Below are 14,429 nucleotides of genomic sequence, written 5' to 3'. Positions count from 1 at the left end.
ATATATCATAACATATAATACTTAAAAGTACCGAATTTGTATAATAATGTAGTAAAGGGGCGAATGCGATGAACAAAGAAACAAATAATAATCATAACCATCACGTTTCAACAAATACAATCACCCCTTTGGAATCATCAATAGACCGTTCGAATAGTCTTTTAGAACTACCGGAGTATATCTTAACTTGGATTGAAATGAACTCTAGTGAGGTTTTTGCAATATGGGATGAAAAAGGATTTGCACAGTTCTTTTCAAGCGCTGTAGAACAGGTTCTCGGATTCAAAGCGCAAGATGTTTTAGGTAAATCCTTTCGCGATTTAGTTCTAACCGAAGATATCAATTATATGCGCAAAGAGTTTAGTCAGGAAACATTTACAAATCAAACATTTAATATACATATTAAAAATTGTGACCAACGATATATTTGGTGTGAATGTAAGATTGCTAGAATAAAAGACCCATCAAGTGAAAAACATTATTATGTTTCTATTATCCGAGATATAACAGATAAAAAAGAAACGGAAGAGATGATGATTCGTTCAGAGAAGATGTCTGTGGCTGGACAATTAGCTGCTGGTATTGCGCATGAAATAAGAAATCCCTTAACTTCTATTAAAGGGTTTCTGCAATTATTGCAGGCCGGGGTAAATCGTAAGGATGTCTATTATAAGATTATGATTGATGAAATTGAGAAAATGGAGACCATTACTTCCGAGTTGTTATTTATTTCGAAACCCCTTACAGACAAAAAGCAGGAAGAATCGCTTTTAGAAATGCTAGAAGATGTAATGGAGCTTCTTAAGCCACAAGCAAAATTAAAGAACATTCTGCTTGAGGTGGATGGGGAAGATCGATTAATTTATTGTGATCGTTCACAATTAAAACAAGTATTTATTAATATAATAAAAAATGCAATTGAGGCAATGGAAGAGGCAGGGAAAATTACTGTACTCATCCAGAATGTCGATACATATGTACAAATCGATATTTCAGATGAAGGACCTGGTATAGATGAAGAGGTTATTCATAAACTTGGTGAACCCTTTTTCACTACGAAGCAACAAGGTACAGGACTTGGATTAATGATTACCAAGCAATTATTGGAAAGGCATAATGCTAAGCTAGATATATTGCAGAATGAAATAAAGGGAAGTACCTTTCGTATTGTATTTCCGACATAACATCTATATTGATTATTAGCAATAATTAATTCTGAAAACTGTAATTATTTTTGTATAACTAAAAATTATCACCTTACATAAGATTTTAATATAGTAAAATCGAGTATGAAACGATTGTTTTATACTCGATTTTCATTTAAGATGAATAATGTGCAAAACTATAGAATTTGGAAAAGCTCTATTCAATTATTATCATTCTAGCAGACACAAATTCTTATGAAAAACAGATTGAAAGGGGTTTAGAGCAATGGGAGAAAATGTCTTCAATGCAAAACAGGCATTCGAACTAAATGGTAAAACGTATAACTTTTACCAATTGAAAGCATTAGAAAATGCTGGCTTAGGAAACATTGATAGATTACCGTTTTCTATTCGTGTTTTATTGGAATCTCTTGTTCGCCAGTATGATGGCCGCGTAATTAATGATGAACATGTAAAAGCGTTAGTGAAATGGGGAACAAAAGAAGGTAAAGGGGTAGATGTACCGTTTAAGCCTTCACGCGTAATCCTTCAGGACTTTACTGGAGTACCTGCCGTAGTAGACCTTGCATCTTTACGTAAAGCAATGGTTGACCTTGGTGGCGAACCAAATGAAATTAATCCTGAAGTACCAGTTGATCTTGTAATCGACCACTCTGTTCAAGTTGATAAATATGGTACTCCAAGCGCGTTACAAGCAAATATGGATCTTGAATTCGAACGAAATGGTGAGCGTTATGAATTCTTACACTGGGCACAAAAAGCATTTGAAAACTATCGTGCTGTGCCACCTGCAACAGGTATTGTTCACCAAGTAAATCTAGAGTATATTGCCAATGTGGTACATGCTCTAGAAAATGATAATGGTGAATATGATGCATTTCCGGATACATTATTCGGTACGGACTCTCATACAACGATGATCAATGGTCTAGGAGTTCTTGGTTGGGGTGTTGGTGGTATTGAAGCTGAAGCAGGTATGCTTGGTCAACCATCATATTTCCCAGCACCTGAGGTAATTGGTGTTAAATTTACTGGTAGCTTCCCACAAGGAACAACAGCTACTGACTTAGCACTAAAAGTAACACAAGTACTTCGTGAGAAAAATGTAGTAGGTAAATTTGTGGAGTATTTTGGACCTGGTCTAAAGGATATGCCACTTGCAGACCGTGCGACAATTTCTAACATGGCTCCAGAATATGGTGCTACTTGTGGATTCTTCCCAGTTGATGAGGAAGCGCTAAACTATCTTCGTTTAACTGGACGTAGTGAAGAACAAATTAGCTTAGTGGAAAATTATTGTAAAGAAAATAATCTTTGGTATGCACCGGATGTTAAAGATCCTGAGTACACCCAAGTTGTTGAAATCAATCTTTCAGAATTAGAACCAAATCTATCTGGACCTAAACGTCCACAAGATTTGATTCCTCTATCAAAAATGAAAAAAGAGTTCAACAAAGCAATTACAGCTCCATCTGGAAACCAAGGATTTGGATTAGACAAATCTGAATTCGATAAAGAAGTGACAGTTGAGCTATCAAACGGAACAAAGACATCAATGAAAACAGGTGCAATTGCTATTGCTGCAATCACATCTTGTACAAATACTTCCAACCCTTATGTAATGCTTGGGGCAGGACTTCTAGCGAAGAAAGCTGTTGAAAAGGGACTACAAGTACCAGAATACGTTAAAACATCATTAGCACCTGGTTCAAAAGTAGTAACTCGCTACCTAGAGGACTCTGGTTTGATGCCTTACCTAGATAAATTAGGATTTAGTCTTGTTGGATATGGATGTACAACATGTATCGGAAACTCTGGTCCACTACTTCCAGAAATTGAGGAAGCAATTGCAAACAGTGACCTAACCGTTTCATCTGTACTTTCTGGTAACCGTAACTTTGAAGGGCGTATCCATCCATTAGTAAAAGCTAACTATCTTGCATCACCACCATTGGTTGTAGCATATGCACTTGCTGGAACAGTTGACTTTGATTTAGATACAGAAGCATTAGGCACAGATGCAGATGGGGAGCCAATTTACTTAAAAGATATCTGGCCATCAATGGAAGAAATTAAAGCAGAAGTACAAAGCGTTGTAAATCCTGAAATCTTCCGCAAAGAGTATGAAAATGTATTCAGCTCTAATGAAAAATGGAATGAAATCAATACGACAGATGAACCATTATTTGAATGGGATACAGAATCTACTTACATTCAAAATCCTCCATTCTTTGAAGGTTTATCAAAAGAAGCAGGTAAGGTAGAATCCTTAAATAATTTACGAGTAGTTGGTAAGTTTGGTGATTCTGTAACAACTGACCATATTTCACCTGCTGGAGCAATCGCGAAAGATATGCCAGCTGGTAAATATCTACAAGAAAAAGGAGTTTCTCCAAGAAACTTTAACTCTTATGGATCTCGTCGTGGTAACCATGAGATTATGATGCGTGGTACGTTTGCAAATATTCGTATCCGTAACCAAATTGCACCTGGTACAGAGGGTGGATATACAACTTATTGGCCTACTGGTGAAGTAATGCCTATCTATGATGCAGCTATGAAGTATCAGCAAGATGGTACTGGACTTGTGGTTCTAGCTGGTAAAGATTACGGTATGGGATCATCTCGTGACTGGGCGGCAAAAGGTACGAATCTACTAGGTATTAAAATGGTAATTGCAGAGAGCTTTGAGCGTATTCACCGTTCTAACTTAGTTATGATGGGTGTATTACCATTACAATTTGAAAAAGGTCAAAGTTCTGAAACACTTGGTTTAACAGGTAAAGAGACATTTAACCTAGAAATTGGTGAAGATGTTAAACCACATGATCTTGTGAAGGTAACTGCTACTGATGAAGATGGTAAAACAACTGAATTCAAAGCAGTTGTACGCTTCGATAGTGAAGTAGAAATTGATTACTATCGCCATGGTGGTATTCTACAAATGGTTTTACGTAATAAATTAGCTTAATACCTTGAAAACGAGTCCTAGTAAATAGGGCTCGTTTTTATATTATGTGACATCTCTTTGAATTTTCCTTTAACCGCTTTATATTTAGTATTAATTTGTATACTATTAAAGTAGATAGACCATGATAGTGGGAGAATGACTGACATAGGAGTAATGAACATGATAAAGAAAATCTTAGGAATTGCGATATTATTGACATTCGGTACAATTATCATCATCAATATTCTTGAAATCAATAAAGAAGAAAAGACGACTGGTCCAAATTTAGTTGATGTAACGGGAGATACCTCTGTAGAAGGAGTATCGATAGTATCGCCTTCGTCATCAGGAATAAATAAGGGTGACGCTGCACCTGATTTTGAGCTAGAAATGATAAATGGTAAGAAGGTAAAGCTATCAGAATTGAAAGGTAAAAAGGTGTTAGTTAACTTTTGGGCTACCTGGTGCCCACCTTGTAAGGAAGAAATGCCGGAATTACAACAATTTTATGAGGATCATGGTGATGAGATTACCATTATTGCAATAAATGCTACAGGCTCGGAACGAAACGAAAATGCTGTCCGGAAATTTATTAATAAGTATGACTATACATTCCCAGTAGCTTTTGATAAGAGCATGGATGTAACAGATGAATATATGGCAGTAACTATTCCTACTTCGTATTTTATCGGAACCGATGGTATTATTCAGGTTCCAAGAAAGGTTGGTCCGATGACATATGAATTCATGGTGGAAATGATGAATTCACTAGAGTAATCTAGAAGCTGGAAATTCTGGTTTATGTTTCATTATTTAAAGTATCGTTAACAAAATTATTATAAAATTTCTCAGGGATGGGAATACTTCTTTAAAAAGGGAGTGATTACCATTTCTTTAAAGAAGAGGCTTACATTTGAAGAGTTGGTTCAAGCTAATCGTCAACAAATACTTGAGGATCGTATCATTTTGGACCGAATTGAAGAAAATCTAGAAAGAAAAGCAAGAGAAGTTCTCGCGAAACGTCGAGAAGCTTAAATTACGTAACTTTAATATTCAAAAGTTGCCTCTTTTAATGTATCCATATTATGTTACTTAAAAGAGGTTTTTCCATGATGAACTCGAGTTGTTTTTTGAATAGATGATTGCCTATAAAGTAAAAATAACAATGCCTTGGCAAATAATCTTTCAAAAAGGAGAATCTCACATGACCCATAAGAATCACAATAAACCAAAACCAGATGATCGTAGCGACAATATTGACAAGCTACAGCATATGATTCATGATACGATTGAGAATATTGAAGCATCTCATGAAACGATGCAATTCGCTTCTGGAGAAGAGAAAGAAAGAATTGAAGAAAAAAACAAGCGACGTGAAGAATCAATTCAAGGAATGCGTGAAGAAATTAAAGACGAATATCGTGATCAACATTAGTTTAACGAAAACCTCAAATCATCTTGATTTGAGGTTTTTTCATTTCTGCAACACAAATAGGGTGTGCTAAAATAATGAGTAAGAGAATTAGGAGGAATCGCATTGAATAAAGTACAGACACCAATCGAGGTAAGATATCAAGAAACAGATCAAATGGGAGTTGTTTACCATGCAAATTATTTAGTATGGTTTGAAATAGGACGAACAAAGTTTATTGAGCATTTAGGGCTAAGCTACATCGAAATGGAAAAAAATAATGTAGTCTCTCCAGTTGTAGACGCACAAATTTCCTTTAAGAAACCAGTTCAGTATGGAGAAAGGGTGTTTGTCGAAACATGGCTAGAAAGCTATGATGGTTTGAAAACAGTTTATGGTTATCAGATCGTTGATGAGAATGACGATATACGTGTTTCTGGTAGCTCGAGGCATGTCATCGTGAAAAAGGACACATTTAGACCATTATCCTTGCGAAAGGCATTCCCTGATTGGCATGACGTATATATGCAAAACCTAGAAGGTGAGAAGTAATGGCCTTTGGATTAAAAAGGGAAGAAGTTAAAAATTGGAAAGAAAGTGTAGCGAAAGGAGAAATTGCATTTCTTACTCATTATTGGTTAGATGAACGATTTCCTTCCTGTACTACGGTAACAAAAGTAGGGTGTGCTAACGTTGAAAAATTAATTGCTTGGGGAAAGCAATATGATTTAAGTTCTGAGTGGATACATAATGATGCGAGGTATCCCCATTTTGATTTGTTCGGTGATACGCAGAGAAAAATATTAGAGCGCGAAGGAATGGAAGCACATATTAAGAAGTTTGAGCTATAACGATGTGATGGAGGTGTTCGGATTGGAATTTCGTAAAGCAAACCAAAAGGATATTCATAATTTAGTAACGCTTAGAAAAACACAATTAATTGATGAGGGAATTGAACCGAATCAAGATATTGACGAAGAATTATATCAATTCTTTAATAAGAAATTACAGGATGGTTCATTAATACAATGGATCGTAGTGGAAAAGGATAGTATTATTGCAACTGGTGCAATCATCTTTTATGACTTTCCGCCTTCATTTACCAATAAGAGTGGACGAAAAGGGTATCTCTCAAATATGTATACAAAAGCGGAATACAGAGGGCAAGGAATTGCTACCAAGCTATTAGATACTTTAGTTAAAGAAGCACAGGATGCTGATGTCTCTAAGTTGTGGCTAGGTGCTTCTACACTCGGAAAACCGGTATATAAAAAATTTGGGTTTAACGAATCGAATGAATGGATGGAATTGTCGCTTACATAGCTAAAAAAATAAGATGCTCTCTTAGGGAATCAATAATATCGATTCATTACTAGAGAAGCATCTTGTTTAATCTTCAGAATGCTTATTTTTATCTTTTTTTTCTGGTACTAAATCCACACCACCTGGATGGAATGGATGACATTTAGTTATTCGCTTAATCGTTAAATATCCGCCCTTTATAGCTCCAAATCTTCTGACCGCTTCTAAACCGTATTGCGAACAGGTAGGGTAGAAGCGACAGGTTGAAGGTGTATATGGACTAATGGCACTTCGATAAAATTTAATTAGTCCAATTAATATATATTTCATTAAAATACCTTCTTCTTTACGACAGTGTTAATGTTTTTGATAACTTAACGTCGCTATTGCGTCATGCATATGGATGGACTCTTCATTTTGGCATGTAACGGTAAAGCTTGTTACAAAAGGCATTTCGTATAAATCAGCAGCAACTAATCGGGCCATATCTTCCACAAACCTTGGATTTTCATAAGCGGTTTCTGTGACCGTCTTTTCATCAGGTCGTTTTAGAATAGGATGTAATCTCGCACTTGCATTGCTTTCAGCAGCCTCTAACAAAGCTAGCTTCCAATCGCCTTCATTTTCATCAAATGATTGATCCAACTCTACCTCAATTGATACGTCTCCACGCTGATTATGGGCACTATATTCACTAATTTCTTTAGAGCAAGGGCATAACGTTGTAATTAATACAGACAGTCCTACTTTTATTTGATAGCCTGTTTCACGATGATAAGAAATACGAATCATTAAATCAGTATGATTTAGACCAGATAAATTCGTATTCGGACTTTGACGTTCATAGAACCAAGGGAATTTTAACTCAATGGTGGCATCTCTTTGTCCTAATCGTTCAGCAAGTTCTTTAACAAATTGCTTCAGAGTAACCAAGTCAGTAGTAAATCCTTGCTCGTTATAAGTAGCGAGTTGCTCCATAAAACGACTCATATTCGTACCTTTACTCATCTGGTTAATGCTAGATGTAAAGGTGATCGTTGCAATACTTGTTTGGGTATTTGGGCTTGTATCACTATTAACTATGATTGGATGTTTTATATTCGTAACGCCAACAGCATTAAGCTCAAATAGAAAATCCTTTTGCATGTTCTGTAAATCTTTCATATTCTCTTTGTCAACTGGTTTTGTTTTTGGTCCAGGTTTTACAGAACCAAATAGTTTATGTCGTTCTTGTTTATTTGGCAATGTTTTTTGCGGTGTATTATTCGAATTCATGATAAATTCCCCTCTGCTCTGCAAGACTTGTCTCATCCCAAATTATAAGCCAAATAAGTCTAATTTTTCAATGATATCGCTTATTGATCATAGCGATTACATCCATTTAATTTTTGGTTCTGTTTTATTAATAATTCGTTTGATATTTGCAGTATGACGGTAGATAACAAATAGGGTTAATGCTGCTGTTACGATAATCAATCCAATATTTCCTAAAAACACTGATGCAATAACTGCTACAACTCCTGTTATCATTGAAGATAACGATACATACTTACTAATATATAACGATAGTAAGAAGGTAAGTATCATAATGATGAATAAAATTGGACTAACACCGAGAATAATACCACCAGAGGTCGCAACTGCTTTACCACCTTTAAATTTTGCAAATAATGGATAGGTATGGCCAATTACCGCAAAAATACCAATTGCTAGTCGGTACACATCGGCTTCAGCAAATAAAGGAATTAAAGTTGCTAAAGTTCCTTTTAAAATATCTGCAAGCGTTACAATGATACCAGCTTTAATTCCGAGGACACGAAAGGTGTTTGTACCTCCCAGGTTACCACTGCCATGCTCACGTATATCAATGTTATAGCCGATTTTTCCTACAATTAGCCCTGAAGGAATTGAGCCTAATAAATAAGCGATAACCGCAAAAATAATGTACTCCATGCTATTCCTACTTTCATTAATTATTCCTTATGTATAGTTTCATTTTATCATGAACTCTTAATAGAAGGTACTATATCATATGAATTTATGAAACAATTTGAATTTGTAAATACTATGAATCCTAAAAGCTGATTGATTTGTTTGTACATGCTAAACTACTAATTAGTATACATTAGTTGAAGGGAGCTAAAAAGGATGCAGAACCCATCGAATGAACATATTAGACAAATATTGGAAGGCACTAAGACAATCGCCGTTGTTGGATTATCGAATAATCCCGAGAAAACATCTTATCAAATTTCAAAAATAATGCAAGAAAATGGCTATAGGATAATTCCAGTTAATCCTACAGTAGATGAAGTGTTGGGGGAAAGGGCATACGATTCGTTAGTAGATATAAAAGAATCTGTTGATATTATTAATGTCTTCCGGAGACCAGAATATTTACCGGAAATTGCCAAAGAAGCAACACAGCTTGACTGTAAGGTGTTTTGGGCTCAACAAGGAATTACAAATGAAGAAGCGTATCATTTCCTTGATGATAAAGGGTTCACTGTAATTATGGATTTATGTATTAAGGTTGCTCATGCAGTCCTTGTAAAGAAATAAATGTTGTAAAATGGATGGCTAAGGTCATCCATTTTGTGTGTCTAATGGAGTCAATTCTTGCGACTTATTTCGCTTCAAAATACAGTCATGCTTGATTCAACTTTCTAGAACATCTATACATTTACAAAAAAATTGTAGTATACTTAAAGATATTGCATTAATTCCGATATATTGATTATGCTGTTTTAGTACAAGTAAATCTTTACAATGACAAACACTTGTTCTACGATGATTAATATAATGATAATGATTTCTTGGTGAAGGGAGCAAATCTGAATTGGACAAGACAACATTACATTACTCCGATGATTCGATCCAGGTACTAGAAGGATTAGAAGCTGTTCGAAAACGACCTGGTATGTATATTGGTAGTACAGACCACCGTGGTTTACATCACTTAGTTTTTGAAATAGTGGATAATGCTGTCGATGAGGCACTGGCGGGTTATGGAAATGATATAAATGTGACGATACATAATGATAATAGTATCTCAGTAGAAGATAGTGGGAGGGGTATCCCAACTGGAAAGCATAGTACAGGTAAGTCTACGATGGAAGTAATATTTACAGTATTACACGCTGGAGGAAAGTTTGGTCAAGGTGGTTATAAAACCAGTGGTGGACTACATGGTGTTGGGGCATCCGTTGTGAATGCTTTATCGGAGTGGCTTGAAGTAACATCATATCGTGATGGTGAGGTTTATTCCCAGCGTTTTGAACATGGCGGGAATCCTGCAGGCGGTATTAAAAAAGTAGGAACGACAAGAAAATCTGGTTCCTTAATTCACTTTAAACCTGACCCTAAAATCTTCTCGACTACTGTTTTTGATTTTGAGACGATATCAGAACGTTTGCGTGAAGCTGCCTTTCTAATGAAGGGGCTAAAGATAACGCTAACAGATGAACGAACAGAGGATAAAGACATTTATGAATATCCAGATGGATTAAAATCATTTGCACACTATGTTAATGAAGATAAAGACACATTACATGAGGTGGTCTTCTTTGAGGGAGATCATCAGGATATAGAAGTTGAATTTGCTTTTCAATTCAATGATGCATATGCAGAAAACATGTTATCCTTTGTTAACCATGTCCGTACAAAGGATGGTGGCACACATGAATCAGGTGCTAGGTCGGCCATTACAAGAACGTTTAATGATTACGCAAGAAGAAATAGTTTATTAAAGGAAAAAGATAAGAATCTTGAGGGTACTGATATACGAGAAGGATTGACGGCAATTGTTTCTGTCCGTATTCCAGAGGAGAAATTACAATTTGAGGGACAGACAAAAGGAAAGCTTGGTACATCTGAGGCACGTTCGGCTGTAGATGCTGTTGTTTCTGAAAAGCTAATTTTCTTCTTGGAAGAGAATCCAGACATTTCTGGTACGTTAATTAGGAAGGCCATTAAAGCAAAAGAAGCGAGAGAAGCGGCACGTAAAGCACGTGAGGATGCAAGAAGTGGTAAAAAGAAAAGAAGAAAAGATACTATTCTTAGCGGTAAGCTAACTCCTGCTCAATCGAAAAACCCAAGTAAGAATGAGCTTTATCTAGTAGAGGGTGATTCTGCAGGTGGCTCTGCAAAGCAAGGAAGAGATCGTAAATTCCAGGCGGTACTTCCGCTTAGAGGTAAAGTCATTAACACCGAAAAGGCTAAATTACAAGATGTGTTTAAAAATGAAGAGATTTCTACCATTATTCATACCATTGGAGCTGGAATAGGTGGGGACTTTACATTAGAGGACGTAAATTACGATAAGATTATCATTATGACAGATGCTGATACAGATGGAGCACATATCCAAGTTCTGTTGTTAACGTTCTTTTATCGTTATATGAGGCCATTAGTTGAGGCTGGAAAGGTTTATATCGCATTACCTCCTTTATATAAAGTTTCAAAAGGTGCTGGTAAGAAAGAAAAGATTACCTACGCTTGGGATGAAGATGAAATGCGAAAAGCGGTTAATCAATTTAAGAATGGTTATATCATTCAACGTTATAAGGGTCTTGGTGAGATGAATGCAGACCAATTATGGGAAACAACCATGAATCCAGAAACTAGAACATTGATTCGTGTTACGATTGATGATATTGCTCGTGCAGAACGTCGTGTTACTACCTTAATGGGTGACAAAGTTGAGCCTAGAAGAAAATGGATTGAATCTAATGTTGCGTTTGGACTTGAGGATGATCCAAACATACTAGAGAACGATAAAATACACTCTTAAAAATGATGAAAGACCTAAAGGTAAGATAAGGGGGGAATGACTTGACACAGTCAGAAAAATTTCTCGATCTTCCATTAGAAGAAGTAATTGGTGATCGATTTGGAAGATATAGTAAATATATAATTCAAGATCGTGCATTACCAGATGCACGAGATGGATTAAAGCCTGTACAACGAAGAATTCTCTATGCAATGTATAGAGAAAAGAACACACATGATAAGCATTTTCGTAAATCGGCTAAAACAGTCGGAACGGTAATTGGTAATTACCATCCTCATGGTGATTCTTCTGTATACGATGCAATGGTCCGCCTAAGTCAGGATTGGAAAATGCGTAACGTATTAATAGAAATGCATGGTAACAATGGTAGTGTTGATGGCGATCCACCGGCTGCTATGCGTTATACCGAAGCAAGACTTTCTAGTATTGCTTCAGAGTTACTTCGAGACCTAAATAAGGAAACGGTTGATTTTATTCCTAACTTTGATGATACCGATCAAGAACCGGTCGTGTTACCAGCTAAGTTTCCAAACCTATTAGTTAATGGCTCTACGGGTATCTCAGCTGGATATGCTACTGATATCCCTCCACATAATCTTGGAGAAGTTATTGATGCTGTTATCAAACGAATTGATAATCCAGAAGTAACGACGGAACAATTAATGAAGGTTCTGAAAGGACCAGACTTTCCTACAGGTGGTATTATTCAAGGTGTTGATGGGATTCGTAAAGCTTATGAAACCGGTAAAGGAAAGATCGTATTACGCGGTAAAGCTGTTGTAGAGCCAATTCGTGGTAATCGTGAACAAATCGTAATTGATGAAATTCCGTATGAGGTTAATAAAGCAAATCTAGTAAAGAAAATAGATGAGCTACGTATTGATCGAAAAGTAGAAGGTATAGCTGAAGTTAGAGATGAAACAGATCGTACTGGTTTAAGAATTGTGATCGAGTTGAAAAAAGAAGTGAACAGTGAAGGGGTTCTTAATTATCTGTATAAAAATACAGACCTACAAGTAACCTATCATTTCAATATGGTTGCAATTCAGGATAAGACACCAACTCTACTCTCCTTACCACAAATGCTTGATGCCTATATTCAGCATCAGAGAGATGTTGTGACACGATCTACAAATTATGATTTGAAACATGCTAAAGACAGAGCGCATATTGTGGAGGGCTTAATTAAAGCAATCTCGATTTTAGATGAACTAATTGCCACAATTCGTGCTTCGAAAGATAAACAAGATGCTAAGAAACAAATTATGGAAATGTACGAGTTCACAGATAGACAAGCGGAAGCAATTGTCATGCTACAGCTATATCGTTTAACAAATACAGATATTACGGCGTTAGAAGCAGAAGCAGAGGAACTCCGTAAGCAAATAGCTGAATTAGAATCAATCTTGGCAAGTGAACAAAAACTATTTGAAACGATTAAAAATGATTTAAAAAAACTGAAAAAGCAGTTTGCAGACAGAAGAAAAACACAAATTGAAGACGAGATTGAAGAGCTTACCATTGATATTGAAGTAACCGTAGCCAGCGAGGATGTTTTAATATCTGCTACGAAAGAAGGCTATATCAAACGGACAAGTATCCGATCTTATGCAGCATCGAATGGGGAAGACCTTGCAATTAAAGATGATGACCATCTGGTTGGATTAATTGAGGCTAATACAACGGATAAGATTCTTCTATTTACAAATAAAGGTAAATACCTCTATATACCAGTTCATGAATTACCAGATATTCGTTGGAAAGATATTGGACAGCATATCTCCAATATCGTTTCGATAGAGAAAGATGAATATGTTATTCAGTGCTTACCTATAAGAGAATTTAAAGATGAAGAATATCTAATATTCTTTACAAAAAATGGTATGGTAAAAAGAAGTGAGCTAAAAACCTATGAGGCACAGCGTTACTCAAAAGCACTAATTGCTCTTAATTTAAAGAAGGGTGATGAGGTTGTAAGCGTGTGCCAAACAAAAGGCTATTCCGATGTATTTATAGCATCCAATAAAGGATACGGGTTATGGTATCATGAGTCCGAAATACCGGTTGTCGGTCAGCGCGCTGCTGGTGTTAAAGCTATTCAACTGAAAGATGGCGAATATGTAGTTGGTGGACAAGTATTTGATGATCTATCAGAGCCGTCGTTAGTGCTGGTAACCCAACGTGGTGCTTGCAAGCGAATGAAGTTACGCGAATTTGAAAAGACAAGCCGAGCAAAACGGGGATTAATTATGCTCCGCGAACTAAAAAGTAAGCCACATCGAATCGTAGGATTCTTTGTCACACATGAGAATGATACGATTTCATTTACAACAACTAAAGGTGAAAACCATCAAATATTCCCACTGGAATTATCTACAAGTGATCGATATAGTAACGGTTCATTTGTAATTGATTCTGATACGCAAGGGGAAGTCGTGGAAGCATGGAAAGAGGCTACTTACGAAAAGCCATTTGATTCTACTGAGAAATAATGCTTTGATGAATCGGATAGCGAGAAAACACTTTGTATAAGCAAAGTGTTTTCTTTTTTGTATCTAGACAGAATAAACGTTTGTTTTATTATTTAAACTTTTTATATTCAGAAAAATATGATAAGCTATTAGGGTAAAAGAGAGGAGGGCTTCTAACGGATTTACGAAATAAAATCATTCAGTCTGCTCTACATCTGTTTGAAAAGCATGGGTTTCATGGAGTTACAGTAAATCAAATTGTTGAAAGCATTGGTACCTCTAAGGGAGGATTTTATCATCATTTCACATCGAAGGATGAACTTCTCTTTGTCATCCA

The 14,429-nt window shown here is 36.1% G+C and carries 14 protein-coding genes and 1 pseudogene; 12 read left to right on the top strand and 3 right to left on the bottom strand.

Annotated features, from left to right (window positions below):
- Window positions 1–68: 68 nt before the first annotated feature.
- From ABC228_RS04030 to ABC228_RS03995, 8 genes are all read left to right on the top strand, one after another.
- Window positions 69–1,184: an ATP-binding protein gene (locus ABC228_RS04030; RefSeq protein WP_345823796.1), complete on the top strand. Its 1,116-nt coding sequence runs from the start codon at window positions 69–71 to the stop codon at window positions 1,182–1,184.
- A gap of 247 nt (window positions 1,185–1,431) precedes the next feature.
- A complete protein-coding gene (gene acnA / locus ABC228_RS04025; protein WP_345823795.1) occupies window positions 1,432–4,137 on the top strand; it encodes an aconitate hydratase AcnA in 2,706 nt (901 codons plus the stop codon).
- A gap of 159 nt (window positions 4,138–4,296) precedes the next feature.
- Entirely contained in the window at window positions 4,297–4,893 is a 597-nt protein-coding gene (locus ABC228_RS04020; RefSeq protein WP_345823794.1) for a TlpA family protein disulfide reductase, read from the top strand.
- A 102-nt stretch (window positions 4,894–4,995) separates the two neighbouring features.
- Window positions 4,996–5,151: an FbpB family small basic protein gene (locus ABC228_RS04015; protein ID WP_427902207.1), complete on the top strand. Its 156-nt coding sequence runs from the start codon at window positions 4,996–4,998 to the stop codon at window positions 5,149–5,151.
- Window positions 5,152–5,320: 169 nt separating this feature from the next.
- Window positions 5,321–5,551 (top strand): small acid-soluble spore protein Tlp, encoded by a 231-nt coding sequence (tlp, locus tag ABC228_RS04010; protein ID WP_345823793.1) that lies wholly within the window; start codon window positions 5,321–5,323, stop codon window positions 5,549–5,551.
- A 102-nt stretch (window positions 5,552–5,653) separates the two neighbouring features.
- Window positions 5,654–6,079 carry an acyl-CoA thioesterase gene (locus ABC228_RS04005; RefSeq protein WP_345823792.1) on the top strand — a complete coding sequence of 142 codons (426 nt, stop codon included), beginning with the start codon at window positions 5,654–5,656 and terminating at the stop codon, window positions 6,077–6,079.
- Window positions 6,079–6,378, top strand: coding sequence for a hypothetical protein (locus ABC228_RS04000; protein ID WP_345823791.1), 300 nt, complete (start codon window positions 6,079–6,081; stop codon window positions 6,376–6,378). The genes ABC228_RS04005 and ABC228_RS04000 overlap by 1 nt, the downstream gene beginning before the upstream one ends.
- Before the next feature lie 22 nt (window positions 6,379–6,400).
- Complete coding sequence (locus ABC228_RS03995) at window positions 6,401–6,850, top strand: GNAT family N-acetyltransferase (RefSeq protein WP_345823790.1); 450 nt, start codon at window positions 6,401–6,403, stop codon at window positions 6,848–6,850.
- Between the two features lie 66 nt (window positions 6,851–6,916).
- Here the strand turns inward: ABC228_RS03995 and yidD are convergent, their stop codons facing one another.
- The 3 genes from yidD to plsY all read right to left on the bottom strand — a co-directional run bounded on the left by yidD (window position 6,917) and on the right by plsY (window position 8,782).
- On the bottom strand, window positions 6,917–7,159 hold the full coding sequence (yidD, locus tag ABC228_RS03990) for a membrane protein insertion efficiency factor YidD (protein ID WP_345823789.1): 243 nt from the start codon (window positions 7,157–7,159) through the stop codon (window positions 6,917–6,919).
- 27 nt (window positions 7,160–7,186) lie between these two features.
- Window positions 7,187–8,104, bottom strand: a complete 918-nt coding sequence (gene folE2, locus ABC228_RS03985; RefSeq protein WP_345823788.1) for a GTP cyclohydrolase FolE2 — start codon at window positions 8,102–8,104, stop codon at window positions 7,187–7,189.
- A 96-nt stretch (window positions 8,105–8,200) separates the two neighbouring features.
- Entirely contained in the window at window positions 8,201–8,782 is a 582-nt protein-coding gene (plsY, locus tag ABC228_RS03980; protein ID WP_345823787.1) for a glycerol-3-phosphate 1-O-acyltransferase PlsY, read from the bottom strand.
- 195 nt (window positions 8,783–8,977) lie between these two features.
- Here plsY and ABC228_RS03975 point away from each other — a divergent pair, with 195 nt between their 5' ends.
- From ABC228_RS03975 to ABC228_RS03960, 4 genes and pseudogenes are all read left to right on the top strand, one after another.
- The gene (locus tag ABC228_RS03975) at window positions 8,978–9,391 is read left to right on the top strand and encodes a CoA-binding protein (RefSeq protein WP_345823786.1); all 414 of its coding nucleotides are present in this window, start codon (window positions 8,978–8,980) and stop codon (window positions 9,389–9,391) included.
- 277 nt (window positions 9,392–9,668) lie between these two features.
- On the top strand, window positions 9,669–11,621 hold the full coding sequence (parE, locus tag ABC228_RS03970; RefSeq protein ID WP_345823785.1) for a DNA topoisomerase IV subunit B: 1,953 nt from the start codon (window positions 9,669–9,671) through the stop codon (window positions 11,619–11,621).
- 41 nt (window positions 11,622–11,662) lie between these two features.
- Window positions 11,663–14,113, top strand: a complete 2,451-nt coding sequence (parC, locus tag ABC228_RS03965) for a DNA topoisomerase IV subunit A (protein WP_345823784.1) — start codon at window positions 11,663–11,665, stop codon at window positions 14,111–14,113.
- A gap of 173 nt (window positions 14,114–14,286) precedes the next feature.
- Window positions 14,287–14,409: pseudogene (locus tag ABC228_RS03960) on the top strand (TetR/AcrR family transcriptional regulator); the annotation flags it as partial.
- Between the last annotated feature and the right edge of the window lie 20 nt (window positions 14,410–14,429).

This window comes from Ornithinibacillus xuwenensis (assembly GCF_039614845.1).
Lineage (GTDB): Bacteria > Bacillota > Bacilli > Bacillales > Amphibacillaceae > Ornithinibacillus > Ornithinibacillus xuwenensis.
Note: the sequence above shows the minus strand (reverse complement) of the source record. Positions and strands in the feature narration are given on the sequence as shown.